Consider the following 17371-nt stretch of genomic DNA (forward strand, 5'->3'; position numbering starts at 1 on the left):
CGAAAGTAATCTTGTGCTAAAGTGTAAATTGAGCTTTAGAAGCAAATGGAGGAAAGAAAAGGGAAAATGAATATATCAGAATTCAAGGAGAGATTCATAAAAGAGCATAGAATAGTCGGTAAGAGTGAAGGTATTAAGCCCTACTCTGATGAAACAAAAAGGGTAGTTAGAATCTTATTCGAAAAAATAAGGAATAGTGAAAATAATTACAATAAAGACGTTTGTGAATTCGATAATACTCAATTCGAAGAAGCTTTAAAGTCATTAAAGGCGACTACTGTAAGAAGTCTTCAAAATTCGATATCTACATTAGAACAATATATAGATTTTGCCCTTGAAAAAGGTCAAGTATCAAAAGAAAAAGGGAATATTGCAGCTCTAACTACCAGTTTCCATCGTGACATTTCTCCTTGTAAAGTTCTCTTTATTTCCCTAAACAATAAACATATTATACTATAAAAATAGTGAGTGTTATAATACTTTTTATATAGTGTAATAAACTTTTTTTTAACTTTACTTATAATGAAATATGTTCCTCATCATAAAATAATTTCAAAACGCTTTTAATTTACCGTTTAATCTAGTTGAAAGTGCTGGTATTCTAAAATGAATATAACAAATACAAAACCCGCTACCGATCCAAATTAGCTGTCGGGAATTTTCTTGAAAACAATAGTAATTGTATACATAGTATTATTTTGTAAATCGATATACGAATATTTAAAAAAATGGTACTATAACACTATATAGATCTATTTCCCTAAAGTACCTAAATATCTTCTGATCAACCTTCGCAACTTTCTTTTGGATATAGTAAAAATGTATAGAGGGACTATATATTTTCTTGATATAATAAATAGAAGGGTAGGGTCTATTTATCTAGTATTTTAAAACGAATCTAACGAACGTATACCTATTAAATGATTAAAATGCTATCGAAATTGGTTTTGAAGGCGTTTTATTAGCGCTTTTCTGTAAAAAAACAATTTGAAAACGATATTAAGTATAGATATTTATTATCGATTTGAAGGATGGGGAGAAAATGTGCTAATTTTTGAAAATGATTATATTGTTTTAAAAGAAGAAAATGAAAAGGTATTTTTAAAGACTGTGGGGGAAGGATTTCCACTTAAGGAATTCGACAGTATTTTGAAAAAATATCCGCGAATTAAACTGTCGAGCTTTGCTATATTAAGAAAAGTGACTGCTACAGTGACAGAACAATTTGAGGAAATTGGTATTTGGTTGCCGCCTATAGAAATTGTGACTTCTCGAGATCGTATGACTGCAACCATGTATGTCCACGAAGATCCGAAAACTGTGTTTAAAGATGGTACTAAAATGCAGGAACAAATCAAAGAATTTGCAAATAATATAGGAATAGTACATGGTTTTGTAGATTTGACTCTAGATACCGTATTAGCAGGAAAATCGACTGTAGTAGCAATAGGAACGCCAGCTAAACCAGGGGAAAACGCAAAAATTACATATATAGAACAGCCTGAGAGAAAACCATTGATCCGTGATGATGGTAAAGCGGATTATTTTGATATGAATTTTATCTCTGAAATAGAGGCCCATGCATGGTTAGGAGAGAAAATTCCAGCAGATTCAGGAGAACAAGGGAAGAATGTATTAGGTGAAAGCATTCCTGCATTACCAGGTAAAGACGCACCGATGAAATATGATCAGAAAACTGTGTATGAAAAAGTTGATGAAGACGGAAAAGTAACTATCTATGCAACTGAGGGTGGAGTTTTGGATGATTCAAATGGATTCTTGTCAGTTCAAAAACATCTTCCAGTTCCAAATGATGTTGGAGTCGGAACAGGAAATCTAAATTTCGATGGATCTATTAGTATTAGAGGTACGGTACTAGCGGGTTATTCAGTAGTAGCAACAGGTGATATTTCGATTGATGGTCCTGAAGGTGTTACTAGTCCGAAATTAATCGAATCTATAAATGGTGATGTTTATATTCGTGGCGGTATATTTGGTAACGGTGAGTCGGTGGTACGCGCAGGTGGGAATATCTTCGTTAAACATACAAATGAAAGTACGTTAATTGCAAAAGGCGACATTCAAATAGGGTCATACGCACTTGGATCCAATTTAAAAGCGAGTAGTATACTAGTTAATGAGTACAAAGGAAAAATTATCGGTGGACGTGCAGAAGCAACTAGTACTATTACAACTGCGATTTCCGGAAATCGCTTAGAGCGTAAAACGGAATTAGTTATTACAATGCCGGATCGAAAAGAAAGCATGCAAATTGTGAAAGAAAAGGCTGAAGAGATGAAATCTTTAGAAGCGGATATTTCGAATGTAAAAGCTCGCATTACGCCATTATTGGATTTCGTGGATAAGATGAATAGTGCGCAGCGAAAAGCGTTCGAGGATTCAAAAGTATTGTTACAAGAAAAAGAAAATGAATTAATGAAGATTGATAAAGAGGTGCAAACTATTTTACAATCATTAAAAAGTATGGGAACTGAAAAGATACAAATTACGAAGGAAGCGTATCCTGGAACATATATTCAACTTGGTAAAAAGTCAACGACATTAAACACGCAGACTTGTGGTAATTTTAAATTAGAGCAAGGCGAAATCAATGCCTAGACCCCTAGTGTTTGCACATCGAGGCGCCTCTGCTTATGAGATGGAAAATACACTCAATGCATTCAAAAAGGCAGTTGAATTGAATGCGGATGGTATTGAGTTAGATTTGCAAATTACTAGGGATGATGTTCCTGTTGTGACACATGATTTAGATTTACGTCGCGTTACGGGAAAACGTAGGTTAGTAACAAATGTTTCGTTAGCGGAAATAAAAAGAATGCGAGTAGGTAAACCGTTTACTCGTAGATACTTGGGTCAAGAAATGCTGACACTGGATGAGCTGATAGCTTGGGTAGAGGAAAATCCTATAGCGTTGAACATCGAATTAAAGGAATCCTTTATCGACAATCCTTTTGTATTAGAAATTGTTATAAAAAAATGCGCCCACTTACCGAATGTACATTTTTCATCTTTTTTCTTGGAAGTTTTGGAACATGCCAAGAAAATAAACAAACGTATTGAAACAGCGCTTATTGCCACAAGAAAGTTAAATTGGCATCAGCTCAAAAACCTCCCTTATATCGATGCCATTCATGCTAATAAAACATGGTATTATAAATCTGAATATTTGGATGCTTGTTTAATAGCTAAAAAGAAGTGTCGTTTCTATAACATTATTGGTGATGAAGAATATCTCAAAAATCCACACACAGCTGTAGTCGGTTGGATTACAGATTTTCCTGAAAGAGTGCTAGGGGTACAAAAAAAGAACGCTGACCATTAACGGTCAGCGTTCTTTTGATTTGCAAATTTAGCTGAAACTTTTCCTTTTTTGCGATCGCGATGCAATAAAAAACCTGCAAAAAAGCCAAATCCAATGACAAAAAGTGCAATACCAATAATGAATTGTAACCAAAGAAATGGTATTGGATCCACAAGCTTAGCGAATAAAGTGTCGCGCATTAATTTAATTCCACCTGCAGCCATTAAACCAGGTATAAGTAATACGATAAATGCTGCAAAACGTGCCATATACTTTCACTCCTCTAATCTATATTCATTTTTACCTGTTGGAGAAGCGTTGTCAAGGAAAGAAAGTTCAGATATGATGAACCTACATTGAATTATGCAAAAAATTGCACAATATTGTGAAAGGAAGTGAAGTTCCTTGCAAAACATACTAATTATAGGTGCAGGTGCTGGAGGCACAGCTATATTACAACTATTATCCAAATCTGAGCAACTTAGCACGGTAGCGATTGTAGATATACGTGAGGATGCACCTGGGCTAGAGCTAGCTAGAATAGCTGGCATTGCTACGGAGCAAGATTGGCGAGTTGTTTTAACAGATGAGATTGATATGGTGGTTGATGTCACAGGAGAACCTGCTGTATTTGAAGAACTGTTGCAGGTATTGCCGAAACGTACGGTACTGATCCCAGGGGCAATTGCTTACTTAATAGTTCAATTGTTGAATGAAAAAGATTTTTACATAAATAAAACCCAACATGCGGCGTATAAACAGCAAATCATCTTTGATTCAATAGAAGAAGGTATGATTGGTATCGACCCACAAGGTCAAATTATCTTCTTTAATAGAAGTGCTGCACGAATGACTGAGGTTACTGTCAAAGAAGCAATAGGGAAACATATTAACGATATTATAATAAATAGTGCTCTACCACATGTGTTTGAATCTGGTATAGCAGAAATTAATCAAGAACTGAAATTGTCCAATGATAAGAAAATTGTCACGTCTCGTTTTCCGATGATTGATGGTAGTAGGAATCGAATTGGTGCATTTGCTGTATTTAAAGATATATCAGAGGTCGTCAATTTAGCGGAAGAAATAACAAATTTAAAAGAAATTCAAATGATGTTAGAAGCAATCATCCAATCAAGTGATGATGCCATTTCCGTAGTTGATGAGAAAGGTAGGGGGATACTAGTTAACCCTGCGTATACTAGAATTACAGGCTTAAAACCGGAAGAAATTTTAGGGAAACCTGCTACGATTGATATTTCTGAAGGTGAGAGTATGCATTTAAAAGTTTTACAAACGAAAAAGCCTATTCGTGGTGTGAATATGCGACTAGGACCTAACAAACGAGAAGTCATTGTGAATGTAGCGCCAGTTGTTGTGAATGATAGCTTAAAAGGTAGTGTAGGTGTTATACATGATATGACAGAAATGCGGTCCTTAACGAAAGAATTGGATCAAGCGCGCACGATAATACGAAAGCTTGAATCTAAATATACATTTGAAGATATTATTGGCGATTCAGAAGAAATGCGCATTTCCATTGAACAAGCGAAATTAGCTGCAAAAACACCAGTTACAGTATTTTTGCGCGGAGAGTCAGGGACAGGTAAAGAATTGTTTGCGCATGCTATACATTCTGCAAGTGATCGTATATACAATAAGTTTATCAGGGTAAACTGTGCGGCGATTGCTGAGCATTTACTAGAAAGTGAACTATTTGGTTATGAAGAAGGAGCCTTTACGGGAGCAAAACGAGGTGGAAAGCGCGGGTTATTTGAAGAAGCTGATAATGGAAGTATTTTTCTTGATGAAATTGGAGAAATGTCTTTAAATACTCAAGCCAAACTATTGCGGATTTTTCAAGAGGGCGAAATTGTCAGAGTTGGTGGAACAAAGCCGATTTCAATTAATGTACGAATTATAGCAGCTACGAATGTAAATATGGAAAAAGCATTGTCAGAAGGTACTTTCCGAGAGGATTTATATTATCGATTAAATCGAATGCCCATTCATATACCACCGCTACGTCAACGAAAAGAAGATATACCGCCTTTAGTAGATCGACTTCTTGTTAAGTTGAATCAGGAATACGGACGTAATATTCATAAAGTAACTTCAAACGCTTTAATGCTATTAATAGGGCATGATTGGCCAGGGAATGTCCGAGAGCTTGAAAACGTCTTAAGTAGAGCGATGATTTTCATGCAATCAACCGAGACTATTTTAGATGAGAGACATCTACCAAAAACACTTTTCCATACCGAACATCAAGAAAGTTACGTTGAAAAGTCTTATTATGAAGGAACACTTGCGGAGCAGCTCGAACAAACGGAGAAACAAATATTGCAACAAGTATTAATCGATAGCCAAAATAACAAAATGCAAGCTGCAAAAAAGTTAGGGATATCTATCCGTAGCTTGTATTATAAATTAGAGAAATACAACCTTGCATGATATTGCATGCAAAAAACTGCATACCGTGCAAAATATTGCATGTTTAAAAAAGACGAAATGTTGTCAAATAAAGCATTTTGTCTTTTTATTTATTGGCACGCTTTTTGCTAATAATTAGTGACCTAGAAAACTAGGGTAAAAGATGACTAAGTTCGTTTTTTTAAAAAGGTTGGTCAACATATCAAAGGGGGCATTTCAATGGAAATTTTCAAATACATGGAGAAATATGATTACGAACAATTAGTGTTTTGTCAGGATAAAACTTCAGGACTAAAAGCTATAGTAGCTATACATGACACAACTTTAGGACCGGCACTTGGTGGCACTCGTATGTGGACATATGCTTCAGAGGAAGATGCAATTGAAGATGCTTTGCGCCTAGCACGTGGCATGACTTATAAAAATGCAGCTGCGGGGTTAAATCTTGGTGGGGGAAAAACAGTAATCATCGGAGATCCTTTAAAAGATAAAAATGAAGAAATGTTCCGTGCGCTTGGAAGATTCGTACAAGGTCTGAATGGTAGATATATTACAGCAGAAGATGTTGGTACAACAGTAGCAGATATGGATTTAATTCATGAAGAAACAAATTATGTAACAGGTATTTCTCCTGCATTTGGTTCATCGGGTAACCCATCACCAGTAACTGCATATGGTGTATTTGTAGGCATGAAAGCAGCTGCTAAAGAGGCGTTTGGTAGCGAGCACTTAGAAGGTAAGAAGATTGCAGTACAGGGCTTAGGAAATGTAGCGTACACACTGTGCAAATATTTACACGAAGAAGGCGCGCAATTAATCGTCACAGATATAAATGAAAACGCAGTAAAAAGAGTGGTTGAGGACTTTGGTGCAACTGCGGTTGACCCAACAGATATCTATGCTCAAGATGTTGATGTTTTTGCACCATGTGCACTAGGTGCAATTATTAATGATGAGACTATTCCACAATTAAAAGCAAAAGTCATTGCAGGATCAGCAAACAACCAGTTAAAAGATTCAATTCACGGAGATATTATTCATAATGAGGGTATCATTTATGCACCGGATTATGTTATTAATGCAGGTGGCGTAATCAATGTCGCGGATGAATTGTATGGCTACAACCGTGACCGTGCGATGAAGCGAGTAGAAGGAATTTACGATAATATAGCGAAAGTAATAGATATAGCAAAACGTGATGGGATTCCAACTTATTTAGCTGCTAATCGTTTAGCAGAGGAACGAATTGAGCGTATGGCAAAATCACGTAGCACATTTTTGCAAAATGGAAAGCACATTTTATCTAATCGTTAATAAAAGGGCCGTTCAGAAATAAGGTAGGGGTACTTCATTTCTGAACGGATTTATAATGGGAGAAAAGTTTACGAACTGCAAATTAGTTTGTGAGTTTAATAGGCTGGCATTGGGGAATGTCAACTACGGAAATGTTATTTTGGAAAAAAGCTTGTTTTACATGGTGGGATGAAAGGAAGTGTTCAAATGGCTAAGGACTATGATGTGGTTATTTTAGGTGGCGGTACAGGTGGCTACGTAGCAGCAATTCGAGCAGCAAAACTTGGATTAAAAACAGCCGTTGTTGAAAAAGGGAAGCTAGGGGGTACATGTTTACATAAAGGTTGTATTCCAAGTAAAGCATTACTTAGAAGTGCGGAAGTCTTCGCGACAACAAAGAATCACGCTTCTTCATTTGGAGTGAATACGGGAGAAGTAACGCTTGATTTTAGTAGAGTACAGGAAAGAAAAGATTCCATTGTGGCACAATTACATCAAGGTGTGCAAGCATTGATGAAGAAAGGCAAGATCGACGTTTATGAAGGAACTGGTCGAATTCTTGGGCCTTCTATCTTCTCACCAATGCCTGGGACAATTTCGGTTGAACTGGCAAGCGGTGAGGAAAATGAAATGCTTATTCCTCAAAATGTTATTGTGGCTACAGGTTCTAGACCACGTACGTTACCGGGGTTAACAATTGACGGTGAATTCGTCATTACTTCTGATGAAGCGCTTGGGTTAAAAGAGCTTCCATCATCCATTCTAATTGTTGGTGGTGGTGTCATCGGGGTTGAGTGGGCATCAATGTTAAATGATTTTGGGGTTGAAGTAACTGTTATTGAATATGCAGACCGCATTCTACCAACTGAAGATCAAGATATTTCAAAAGAAATGAAAAAATTATTAGAGAATAAAGGGATTAAATTTGTAACTTCTGCAAAAGTATTAGCAGAAACGCTGTCAATTGCAAATAATAAAGTATCAATAGATGTAGAAGTATTGGGCGAAAATCAAAATTATAATGCAGATAAAATACTTGTTTCGGTTGGCAGACAGGCAAATGTAGAAGGAATAGGGTTAGAGAATACAGAGATTGTTGTAGAAAATGGCTTTATCCAAACAACTAAACACTTTCAAACGAAGGAATCGCACATATATGCCATTGGTGATGTCATAGGTGGTTTGCAGCTTGCTCATGTTGCTTCACATGAAGGTATGCATGCAGTAGAGCATATTGCAGGAATCGCAACTGAAAAAGTAGATGACAAATGGATTTCTCGTTGTATTTACTCAAGTCCTGAGGCAGCTAGTGTTGGTTTAACTGAAGAACAGGCGAAGAAAGAGGGAATTCCTATTAAAGTAGGTAAGTTTCCTTTTAAAGCAATTGGCAAAGCGCTTGTTTACGGAGAGTCAGAAGGCTTTGTGAAGATGATAGCGAACAGTGAGACTAACGATCTTGTGGGAGTGCACATGATTGGGCCACATGTGACAGATATGATTGCTGAAGCGGGCCTTGCAATGGTGTTAGATGCAACGCCTTGGGAAATTGCGCATAGTGTTCATCCACATCCGACATTAAGTGAGGTACTTGGAGAAGCAGCATTAGCAGTTGATGGTAATGCAATTCATATGTAAGAAGGAGCTGGGAGAAATGGTTAAAAAGCTTGAAAATCGTCATGAAGCAATCGGTTTAACAAACGAGGATGTACTGAAAATGTACAAAACAATGTTACTTGCACGTAGAATCGATGAACGTATGTGGCTATTAAACCGTGCTGGTAAAATCCCGTTTGTGATTTCCTGTCAAGGGCAAGAAGCAGCGCAAGTAGGTGCGGCCTTTGCACTTGATAATAAGAAAGATTATATTGCACCTTATTATCGTGATATGGGGGTTGTTCTTCACTTTGGTATGACGACAAAAGAATTAATGCTATCGGCCTTTGCAAAGGCGGAAGATCCAAATTCAGGTGGACGTCAAATGCCGGGGCACTTCGGCCAAAAGAAAAATCGTATTTTAACAGGATCATCACCTGTTACAACACAAGTCCCTCATGCTGTTGGAGTTGCACTTGCGGGTAAAATGCAAAAGAAAGATTTCATCACTTTTGTTACTCTAGGAGAAGGATCTTCTAACCAAGGAGATTTTCATGAAGGAGCAAACTTTGCAGGTGTACACAAATTACCAGTAATTATTATGGTTGAAAACAATAAATATGCGATTTCAGTACCGGTTGAAAAACAATTAGCGTGTAAAAATGTTTCAGACCGTGCAATTGGATACGGGATGCCAGGTGTGACTGTAGATGGTAAAGATCCAATTGAAGTATACAAAGTGGTTAAAGAAGCGGCTGACCGTGCTCGTAACGGGGAAGGGCCTAGCTTAATAGAAACGGTAACTTACCGGTTAACTGCCCACTCTTCTGATGATGATGATCGTCAATATCGTACGGCAGAAGACTTAGCAGAAGGCCGTGCTACAGATCCAATTATTACATTTGCAAAATACTTGCATGAGCAAGGGATTCTAACTGATGCTCTTGAAACAGAAATCAACGAACGCATTATGACAGAAGTAAACGAAGCGACGGATTATGCAGAGCAAGCCCCATATGCTGCTCCAGAAGATGCGCTGAAATTCGTCTATGCTGAAGATGGAGGGAGTATCTAATGGCAGTATTATCCTATATTGATGCAATTACTCTTGCGATGAAGGAAGAAATGGAACGCGATGAGCGTGTTTTTATATTAGGTGAAGACGTTGGCCGAAAAGGTGGCGTTTTTAAAGCAACTCAAGGATTATACGATCAGTTTGGCGAAGACCGAGTGTTAGATACACCACTTGCAGAATCCGCGATTGCGGGTGTCGGAATCGGTGCTGCAATGTATGGTTTAAGACCAATCGCTGAAATGCAATTTGCGGACTTTATCATGCCAGCAGTCAATCAAATTATTTCAGAGGCATCACGTATTCGTTACCGTTCAAATAATGATTGGACTTGTCCGATAGTAATTCGCGCACCATTCGGAGGCGGAATTCACGGTGCTCTTTATCATTCGCAATCAGTAGAGGCTGTATTTGCAAATCAGCCTGGTTTGAAAATAGTTATTCCATCTACTCCTTACGATGCGAAAGGTTTGTTAAAAGCAGCAATTCGTGATGAGGATCCGGTGTTATTTTTTGAACACAAACGAGCGTATCGTCTTATTAAAGGTGCGGTACCGGAAGAGGATTATACGATCGAAATTGGCAAGGCGGATGTGAAACGTGAAGGGGAAGACATTACTGTAATTACTTATGGTCTTGCAGTACACTTCGCATTACAAGCAGCTGAACGTATGGCACAAGACGGTATTTCCGCTCACATTTTAGATTTGCGCACGATCTACCCATTAGATAAAGAGGCAATTATTGAAGCGGCATCTAAAACAGGGAAAGTGCTACTTGTCACTGAAGACAACAAAGAAGGTAGTATTATTAGCGAAGTGGCAGCAATCATTGCAGAAAACTGCTTATTCGATTTAGATGCACCAATAAAAAGACTTGCTGGACCAGACGTACCAGCAATGCCATATGCACCGACGATGGAGAAATATTTCATGATTAATCCAGAAAAAGTTGAAAAGGCAATGCGCGAATTAGCGGCGTTCTGATGCAAAGGGGGAGAAATTCATGGCAATTCAAACAATTAAGATGCCTCAGCTTGGGGAAAGTGTTACGGAAGGTACAATTGAGAAATGGTTAGTAAAACCTGGTGATACTGTACAGAAATACGATTCTTTGGCGGAAGTGAATACGGATAAAGTCACAGCAGATTTGCCGTCATCTTTCTCGGGCGTCATTAAGGAATTAATCGTTGGTGAAGGCAATACATTAGCCGTTGGGGAAAGCGTCTGTACTATTGAAACAGAAGAGGTTATTGAGCAAAAACCTACTTCACAACAAGCAGAGCAAAACACACAGCCAGCATCAGTACCAGCCTCTCAACAAACGGTAAATGCGCCAGTAGTAAATCGTGGCGCGAGTAAGGCTCGCTATTCACCAGCTGTTTTAAAGCTAGCTCAAGAACATAATATAGAACTTCAATTAGTCGAAGGTACAGGTGCTGAGGGACGAATAACACGAAAAGACATTCAAAAACTTGTAGACAGTGGAAACATTCCAACGAGTAGTCCAACAGTGCAACAACCACTAGAGGCAATTACTGAACAAGTAACGCAGGCACCTGAACCACAAAGGTCACAGCCTGTTCCAGCAGTGCAAACAGCAACAGGAGATATTGAAATTCCTGTAACTAATATTCGTAAAGCGATCGCGAATAATATGTTACGTAGTAAACACGAAGTACCGCATGCTTGGATGATGGTTGAAGCAGACGTTACGAACTTGGTTAATTATCGTGACTCCATTAAAACGGAATTCAAACAATCTGAGGGTTATAACATTACGTACTTTGCCTTTTTCGTAAAAGCGATTGCACAGGCCCTAAAGGAATTCCCGATGATGAATTCTATGTGGGCAGGCGATAAAATTATTCAGAAAAAAGATATTCATATCTCTATTGCTGTTGCAACAGAAGATGCTCTTTTTGTTCCAGTGATTAAACACGCCGATGAAAAGTCAATAAAAGGCATCGCTAGAGAAATTAATAATCTTGCAGGAAAAGTTCGTGCTGGTAAATTGAAATCTGAAGACATGCAAGGTGGAACGTTTACTGTAAATAATACGGGATCATTTGGCTCGGTGCAGTCTATGGGAATTATTAATTACCCACAAGCAGCGATTATTCAAGTTGAGTCGATTGTTAAACGTCCAGTAATTATGAAAGGTGGAATGTTTGCTGCAAGAGATATAGTAAATTTATGTTTATCTTTAGATCATAGAGTTTTAGATGGATTGATTTGCGGGAAATTTCTTGCTAGAGTCAAAGAAATTCTCGAAAATACATCGAAAGACAACACTTCTATTTATTAACAGCAATCTGAAAATCGCAATATTGCGATTTTCAGATTTTTTTATACTTTTGCGATTTGATATACTTGTGTAAAATAGGAATAGAATTACCGAAGGGGGGAAGCTAGTTAGCGTCCACATGAAGAACAATATGAAAGAAATTGAATTCTCACAAGCTAATTACGATCAATGGCAAGAATCTGCTGTTAAGGCTTTAAAGGGCAAACCATTCGAATCTTTAATCACAAAAACAATCGAGGGTATTTTGTTTGAGCCAATTTATACACAAGACCAACTAGTTGAGAAATTAGATGGAAAATTAGCAGAACAAGTTTCGACTATTCGTTCATTAAAAACAGGTGAAGAATGCCTATCAGCACAACAAACATTTGCAGATTCACCGGAAGCTTTACTTCAAGGCGTTAAAGAATCTTTGGCAAAAGGTAACGATATTATTAATATTGATAGTCGTGTGAATTTTGCATGGGATGAACAAACTTTGAAAGAATTGTCAGTACTTTTTACTGAAAATTCATTCAAACTGAATATACAAAACAATCAAGATGCTTTATTACAAGTATTTAACTATATCAAAGAAGACCAAAAAGAAGCTGTTCAAGGCTTCATATCTAGTACAGATACTATCAGTTTAAAAGGTTTCCATAATGTACGTACACGCAATGCTAATGTACTAGAAGCTCACTATGAAGGTGCGCATACAGTACAGGAATTGGCAATCGCATTACTTCAAGTTGCTCATTACATGGAAACAGAAGAAGATATCGAATCATTTGCGAAAAAGTTCTTTGTTACATTTGCAGTGGATACTCAGTTCTTCGTTGAAATCGCTAAAATCCGTGCTTTCAGAGTACTTTGGAAAGCGTTTACATCTGCTTATGGTAATGATAAAGACTTACCAGTAGTAATTGCTACTGAAACTTCTTTACGTAGTTTCTCTAAATTAGATGTGTACGTTAACCTTTTACGTGCAGGCAATGAAGCGTTTTCAGCTATCCTTGGCGGTGCTGACGTATGTACAGTACATCCACATGATGTTTTATCTGCTCCAGATGACAAATCTATTCGTATCGCACGCAATGTACAATTAGTTGTTAAAGAGGAAACACATGTAGAACATATCATTGATCCAGCTGGTGGTTCATATTTCATCGAAACTTTAACTGCCGAATTAGTTAAAGACGCATGGGCATTATTTAATGAGTTACAAGAAGCAGGCGGATACAATGCTGTAAAAGCAACTGGACAATTAGATGCTTTATTAAAAGAAACAATGGATCAACGTTTGAAAGAAGTAGAAACACGTAAAAAATCGTTAATCGGTACGAATATCTACGCTAACCCAGCAGATGAAATTGATGAGCGCAATAATCCGTTATTTGTTGATTACAATCGCTTAGCAAAACCATTTGAAGAGCTTTGCTTGAACTATGCTAAAAACCAACCTAAAGTAGCACTACTAACAATTGGTCAATTAAAACAATTCAAACCACGTGCAGATTTCGTTTCTGGTTTCTTTGCAACAGCTGGTATTGTGCCAGAAAAAAGCCCTGAAATTCAATCAATGGATGAAGCGAAGGATTGGTTATCCGCAACAGATGCGAAATTTGTCGTAGTTTGTGGGCAAGATGAAGCGATGAAAGAATATATCCCAGCACTATTAGAAGTTAAGCCGGCACATATCTCACTTGATGTAGCAGGTAAGTTCAAAGAAGAGCAAGATGAATGGATTGAAGCAGGCTTAAATGGCTTCATCTTCGCAGGTCAAAATATCATCGAAAAATTGACGAGCTTAACAGCAAATGTGAAGGAGGTCCAACGATGAGTAAGCCAAATTTCAAAGAGATAAATATCGATGCCATATTAACTGCTAATCAAGTAGTAAAAGAAGACAAGAATTTCATGACAAATGAAGGCATCGAGATCAAGTCAACTTATACTGAGCAAGATTTGGATAACTTAAAACACTTAAAAGACTGGCCAGGTATTGCGCCTAATACACGTGGACCATATCCAACGATGTATGTAGGTCGTCCATGGACAGTTCGCCAATATGCAGGTTTTTCTACTGCTGAAGAAAGTAATGCTTTCTACCGTCGTAACTTAGCGATGGGACAAAAAGGTCTGTCAGTAGCATTCGACTTAGCCACTCACCGTGGTTATGACTCAGATCACCCTCGTGTAACAGGGGATATCGGTAAAGCAGGCGTTGCCATTGACTCTATTGAAGATATGAAAATTTTATTTGATGGTATTCCACTAGATCAAATGTCAGTTTCAATGACAATGAATGGTGCTGTATTACCAATTCTAGCTTTCTATATTGTAGCGGCTGAAGAACAAGGTGTAACACCTGATAAACTTGCTGGTACAATACAAAATGATATTTTAAAAGAGTACATGGTGCGTAATACATATATTTACCCACCAGCTGTTTCGATGAAAATTATTGCAGATATTTTCGAATATACTTCAAACTTCATGCCTAAATTTAATTCAATCTCTATTTCTGGTTACCACTTACAAGAAGCAGGTGCAACAGCAGATATTGAGCTTGGCTACACTTTAGTAGATGGTCTTGAATATGTACGTACAGGGTTAAAAGCAGGAATCGATATCGATTCATTTGCACCGCGCCTGTCGTTCTTTTGGGCAATCGGTATGAATTACTATATGGAAGTGGCTAAAATGCGTGCTGGACGTCGTATTTGGGCTCAAATGATGAGCACATTCAATCCTAAGAACCCAAAAACATTAGCATTACGTACACACTCACAAACTTCTGGATGGTCTTTAACAGAACAGGATCCTTTTAATAATGTAACTCGTACTTTAATCGAAGCAAATGCTTCTTCAATGGGGCATACGCAATCATTGCACACAAACGCACTAGATGAAGCTATTGCACTACCAACTGATTTCTCAGCACGAATTGCACGTAATACGCAACTATTCTTACAAGAAGAAACATTAATGACGAAAGTAATCGATCCATGGGGCGGTTCATTCTACGTTGAGAAATTAACAGATGAACTGATGAAAAAAGCATGGGAACATATCGAAGAAATCGAAGAACTTGGCGGCATGGCGAAAGCGATTGAAACAGGTCTTCCGAAAATGAAAATTGAAGAAGCAGCTGCAAAACGACAAGCGAAAATTGACTCTAAAGCTGAAACAATTGTCGGTGTTAACAAATTCCGTCTTACAGAGGAAGAACCAATCGACATTTTGAATATTGATAATACACTCGTGCGTCAAAAACAAATTGACCGAATTATGGCGATGCGTGACAAACGTGATGATAAAGAAGTACAACGCTTACTTGCTCGTATTACAAATGCGACTGAAACAGGTGGGGAAAACTTATTAGCTTGTGCAGTAGATGCAGCACGTGCTCGCGCAACACTAGGTGAAATTTCGGATGCGATTGAGGTTGTTTCGGGTCGTCATAAGGCAATTATTCGCTCAATTAGTGGTGTTTATAGTGCAAACTTTTCAAATGAAGAAGAGATTCAAGAAGTACAAGATATGGCTGAAGGCTTTTTAGAAAACGAAGGCCGTCGTCCACGTATCTTAATTGCGAAGATGGGACAAGATGGTCATGACCGCGGAGCGAAAGTAATTGCAACAGCATTTGCTGACCTTGGTTTTGATGTTGATATCAGTCCATTATTCCAAACACCAGCAGAAACTGCAGCTATGGCTGTTGAAAATGATGTTCATGTTGTTGGTGTAAGTTCACTGGCAGCTGGTCATAGAACTTTAGTTCCTGAACTGCGCGAAGAGTTGAAGAAAATTGGGCGAGAAGACATATTAATTGTTGTTGGTGGGGTAATCCCGGCACAAGATTACCAATTCCTATACGACAATGGTGCTTGTGCTATTTTCGGACCAGGTACAGTAATTCCTGTTAGTGCACAAAAAGTGATTGAAGAAATCTATAGAAAATTAGGCTACGAGGAAGTGGTAGAGTAATGGACCACAACAAAGGGATGGACGATGGTGCATTATTTGTAATGGATGGTATCGCCGCATCTCATGATGGAATGGTGCCCTCAGGTCGAAAAAAATTCCGTAAAAAGAATAATGACGATATTAATATCTCAGAGCTTGCGAAGCAAGTTCTGGCTGGTTCTAGACTCCATTTATCAAAAGCCATCACTCTTTTAGAAAGTACGAATAAGTACCATAAAGAGAAGGGCCAAGAATTATTGCAAGAACTATTACCCCATACTGGAAACAGTATTCGTATTGGTATTACAGGGGTGCCTGGTGCAGGTAAAAGTACTTTTATCGAAGCGTTTGGCGGCAAATTATGTAATATGGGACATAAAGTAGCTGTACTCGCCATCGATCCTAGTTCTAGCTTAACTGGTGGGAGCATTCTCGGAGATAAAACAAGAATGGAAGAGCTAACGCGAAATCCACGTGCTTTTATCAGGCCTTCTCCATCAGCAGGTACTCTCGGTGGAGTGCACAAAAAATCACGAGAAACAATGCTATTATGTGAGGCAGCAGGTTATGATATTATTTTGATTGAAACAGTTGGTGTTGGACAAAGTGAAACGATCGTCCGTGGCATGGTAGACTTCTTCCTTTTACTCGTATTAACAGGGGCTGGAGATGAACTACAAGGCATGAAGAAGGGCATTATGGAGCTTGCTGACACAATTGTTGTTCATAAAGCTGATGGTGATAATGTCCGGTCAGCTAAAAAAACAGTAGCTGAATATAAACAATTTATTCATTTCCTACAACAAGCGACGCCAGGCTGGACGACGCAATCTATGGCAGTTTCATCGTATGAAAATAAAGGTTTAGAAAAAGTTTGGGATACGATTTTACAGTTTAAAAAAATCGGTGAGGAAACGGATTATTGGTCCACTAGACGCAATGAACAAACGACTGAATGGTTCCGTTCAATGATTACAGATCATTTAATCGATTCTTTTTACGGAGTGTCAGAACGCAAGCAACAAGTTAAAAGCTTAGAAGAGCAGATATTACAAGGTCGATTAACTGTCACTCAAGGCGTCGATCAATTATTTAATAAAGAATAAATATCATCAACTTATATAAAAAGGAAGGACCATCTGCGTAAATCGATGGTCCTTTTGATTTCTAACTGGTAAAACATTTGTTGAAGATAAAGGGGATTGGGCGAGTATTAGCGAAATATATATCTATAAAGACGATATGAAGGATGGTACTTTAATTTGGCCAACGAATAATTTGTATGTAGACCCGGAATACTATCAAAACTTATAATAGTATCGGAAATCACCTTGTTTTTGAACAAGTACTTTGAAATGCATGTATTCACCTGTTATAGTTAAATAGAATTTGAAGGGAGC

The 17371-nt window shown here is 37.9% G+C and carries 13 protein-coding genes; 12 read left to right on the plus strand and 1 reads right to left on the minus strand.

Going from position 1 to position 17371, the window contains the following annotated elements; genetic code table 11:
- Nucleotides 1-66 precede the first annotated feature (66 nt).
- From AC3IS5_RS07095 to AC3IS5_RS07105, 3 genes are all read left to right on the plus strand, one after another.
- Nucleotides 67-459: a phage lytic cycle repressor MrpR family protein gene (locus AC3IS5_RS07095; RefSeq protein ID WP_489427161.1), complete on the plus strand. Its 393-nt coding sequence runs from the start codon at nt 67-69 to the stop codon at nt 457-459.
- A gap of 585 nt (nt 460-1044) precedes the next feature.
- Nucleotides 1045-2619 carry a flagellar assembly protein A gene (locus tag AC3IS5_RS07100; RefSeq protein ID WP_489427162.1) on the plus strand — a complete coding sequence of 525 codons (1575 nt, stop codon included), beginning with the start codon at nt 1045-1047 and terminating at the stop codon, nt 2617-2619.
- The gene (locus tag AC3IS5_RS07105) at nt 2612-3343 is read left to right on the plus strand and encodes a glycerophosphodiester phosphodiesterase (protein ID WP_489427163.1); all 732 of its coding nucleotides are present in this window, start codon (nt 2612-2614) and stop codon (nt 3341-3343) included. Before AC3IS5_RS07100 ends, AC3IS5_RS07105 begins: the two co-directional genes overlap by 8 nt.
- Here AC3IS5_RS07105 and AC3IS5_RS07110 read toward each other — a convergent pair.
- On the minus strand, nt 3340-3591 hold the full coding sequence (locus AC3IS5_RS07110) for a DUF2627 domain-containing protein (protein ID WP_038184901.1): 252 nt from the start codon (nt 3589-3591) through the stop codon (nt 3340-3342). The genes AC3IS5_RS07105 and AC3IS5_RS07110 overlap by 4 nt on opposite strands.
- A gap of 136 nt (nt 3592-3727) precedes the next feature.
- Here AC3IS5_RS07110 and AC3IS5_RS07115 point away from each other — a divergent pair, with 136 nt between their 5' ends.
- The 9 genes from AC3IS5_RS07115 (at nt 3728) to meaB (ending at nt 17077) form a co-directional block, all read left to right on the plus strand.
- Complete coding sequence (locus tag AC3IS5_RS07115; RefSeq protein WP_489427164.1) at nt 3728-5776, plus strand: sigma-54 interaction domain-containing protein; 2049 nt, start codon at nt 3728-3730, stop codon at nt 5774-5776.
- A 198-nt stretch (nt 5777-5974) separates the two neighbouring features.
- On the plus strand, nt 5975-7069 hold the full coding sequence (gene bcd / locus AC3IS5_RS07120; RefSeq protein WP_489427165.1) for a branched-chain amino acid dehydrogenase: 1095 nt from the start codon (nt 5975-5977) through the stop codon (nt 7067-7069).
- A gap of 186 nt (nt 7070-7255) precedes the next feature.
- Nucleotides 7256-8683 (plus strand): dihydrolipoyl dehydrogenase, encoded by a 1428-nt coding sequence (gene lpdA, locus AC3IS5_RS07125; RefSeq protein ID WP_489427166.1) that lies wholly within the window; start codon nt 7256-7258, stop codon nt 8681-8683.
- A gap of 16 nt (nt 8684-8699) precedes the next feature.
- Entirely contained in the window at nt 8700-9716 is a 1017-nt protein-coding gene (locus AC3IS5_RS07130; protein WP_489427167.1) for a thiamine pyrophosphate-dependent dehydrogenase E1 component subunit alpha, read from the plus strand.
- Nucleotides 9716-10699: an alpha-ketoacid dehydrogenase subunit beta gene (locus AC3IS5_RS07135; protein WP_489427168.1), complete on the plus strand. Its 984-nt coding sequence runs from the start codon at nt 9716-9718 to the stop codon at nt 10697-10699. Before AC3IS5_RS07130 ends, AC3IS5_RS07135 begins: the two co-directional genes overlap by 1 nt.
- A 19-nt stretch (nt 10700-10718) precedes the next feature.
- Nucleotides 10719-12020, plus strand: coding sequence for a dihydrolipoamide acetyltransferase family protein (locus tag AC3IS5_RS07140; protein ID WP_489427169.1), 1302 nt, complete (start codon nt 10719-10721; stop codon nt 12018-12020).
- Between the two features lie 130 nt (nt 12021-12150).
- On the plus strand, nt 12151-13842 hold the full coding sequence (locus AC3IS5_RS07145; RefSeq protein ID WP_489427170.1) for a methylmalonyl-CoA mutase family protein: 1692 nt from the start codon (nt 12151-12153) through the stop codon (nt 13840-13842).
- Entirely contained in the window at nt 13839-15992 is a 2154-nt protein-coding gene (gene scpA / locus AC3IS5_RS07150; RefSeq protein WP_489427171.1) for a methylmalonyl-CoA mutase, read from the plus strand. Before AC3IS5_RS07145 ends, scpA begins: the two co-directional genes overlap by 4 nt.
- Entirely contained in the window at nt 15992-17077 is a 1086-nt protein-coding gene (meaB, locus tag AC3IS5_RS07155; RefSeq protein ID WP_489427172.1) for a methylmalonyl Co-A mutase-associated GTPase MeaB, read from the plus strand. The genes scpA and meaB overlap by 1 nt, the downstream gene beginning before the upstream one ends.
- Nucleotides 17078-17371 lie beyond the last annotated feature (294 nt).

This window comes from Viridibacillus sp. KH_047 (genome assembly GCF_057838945.1).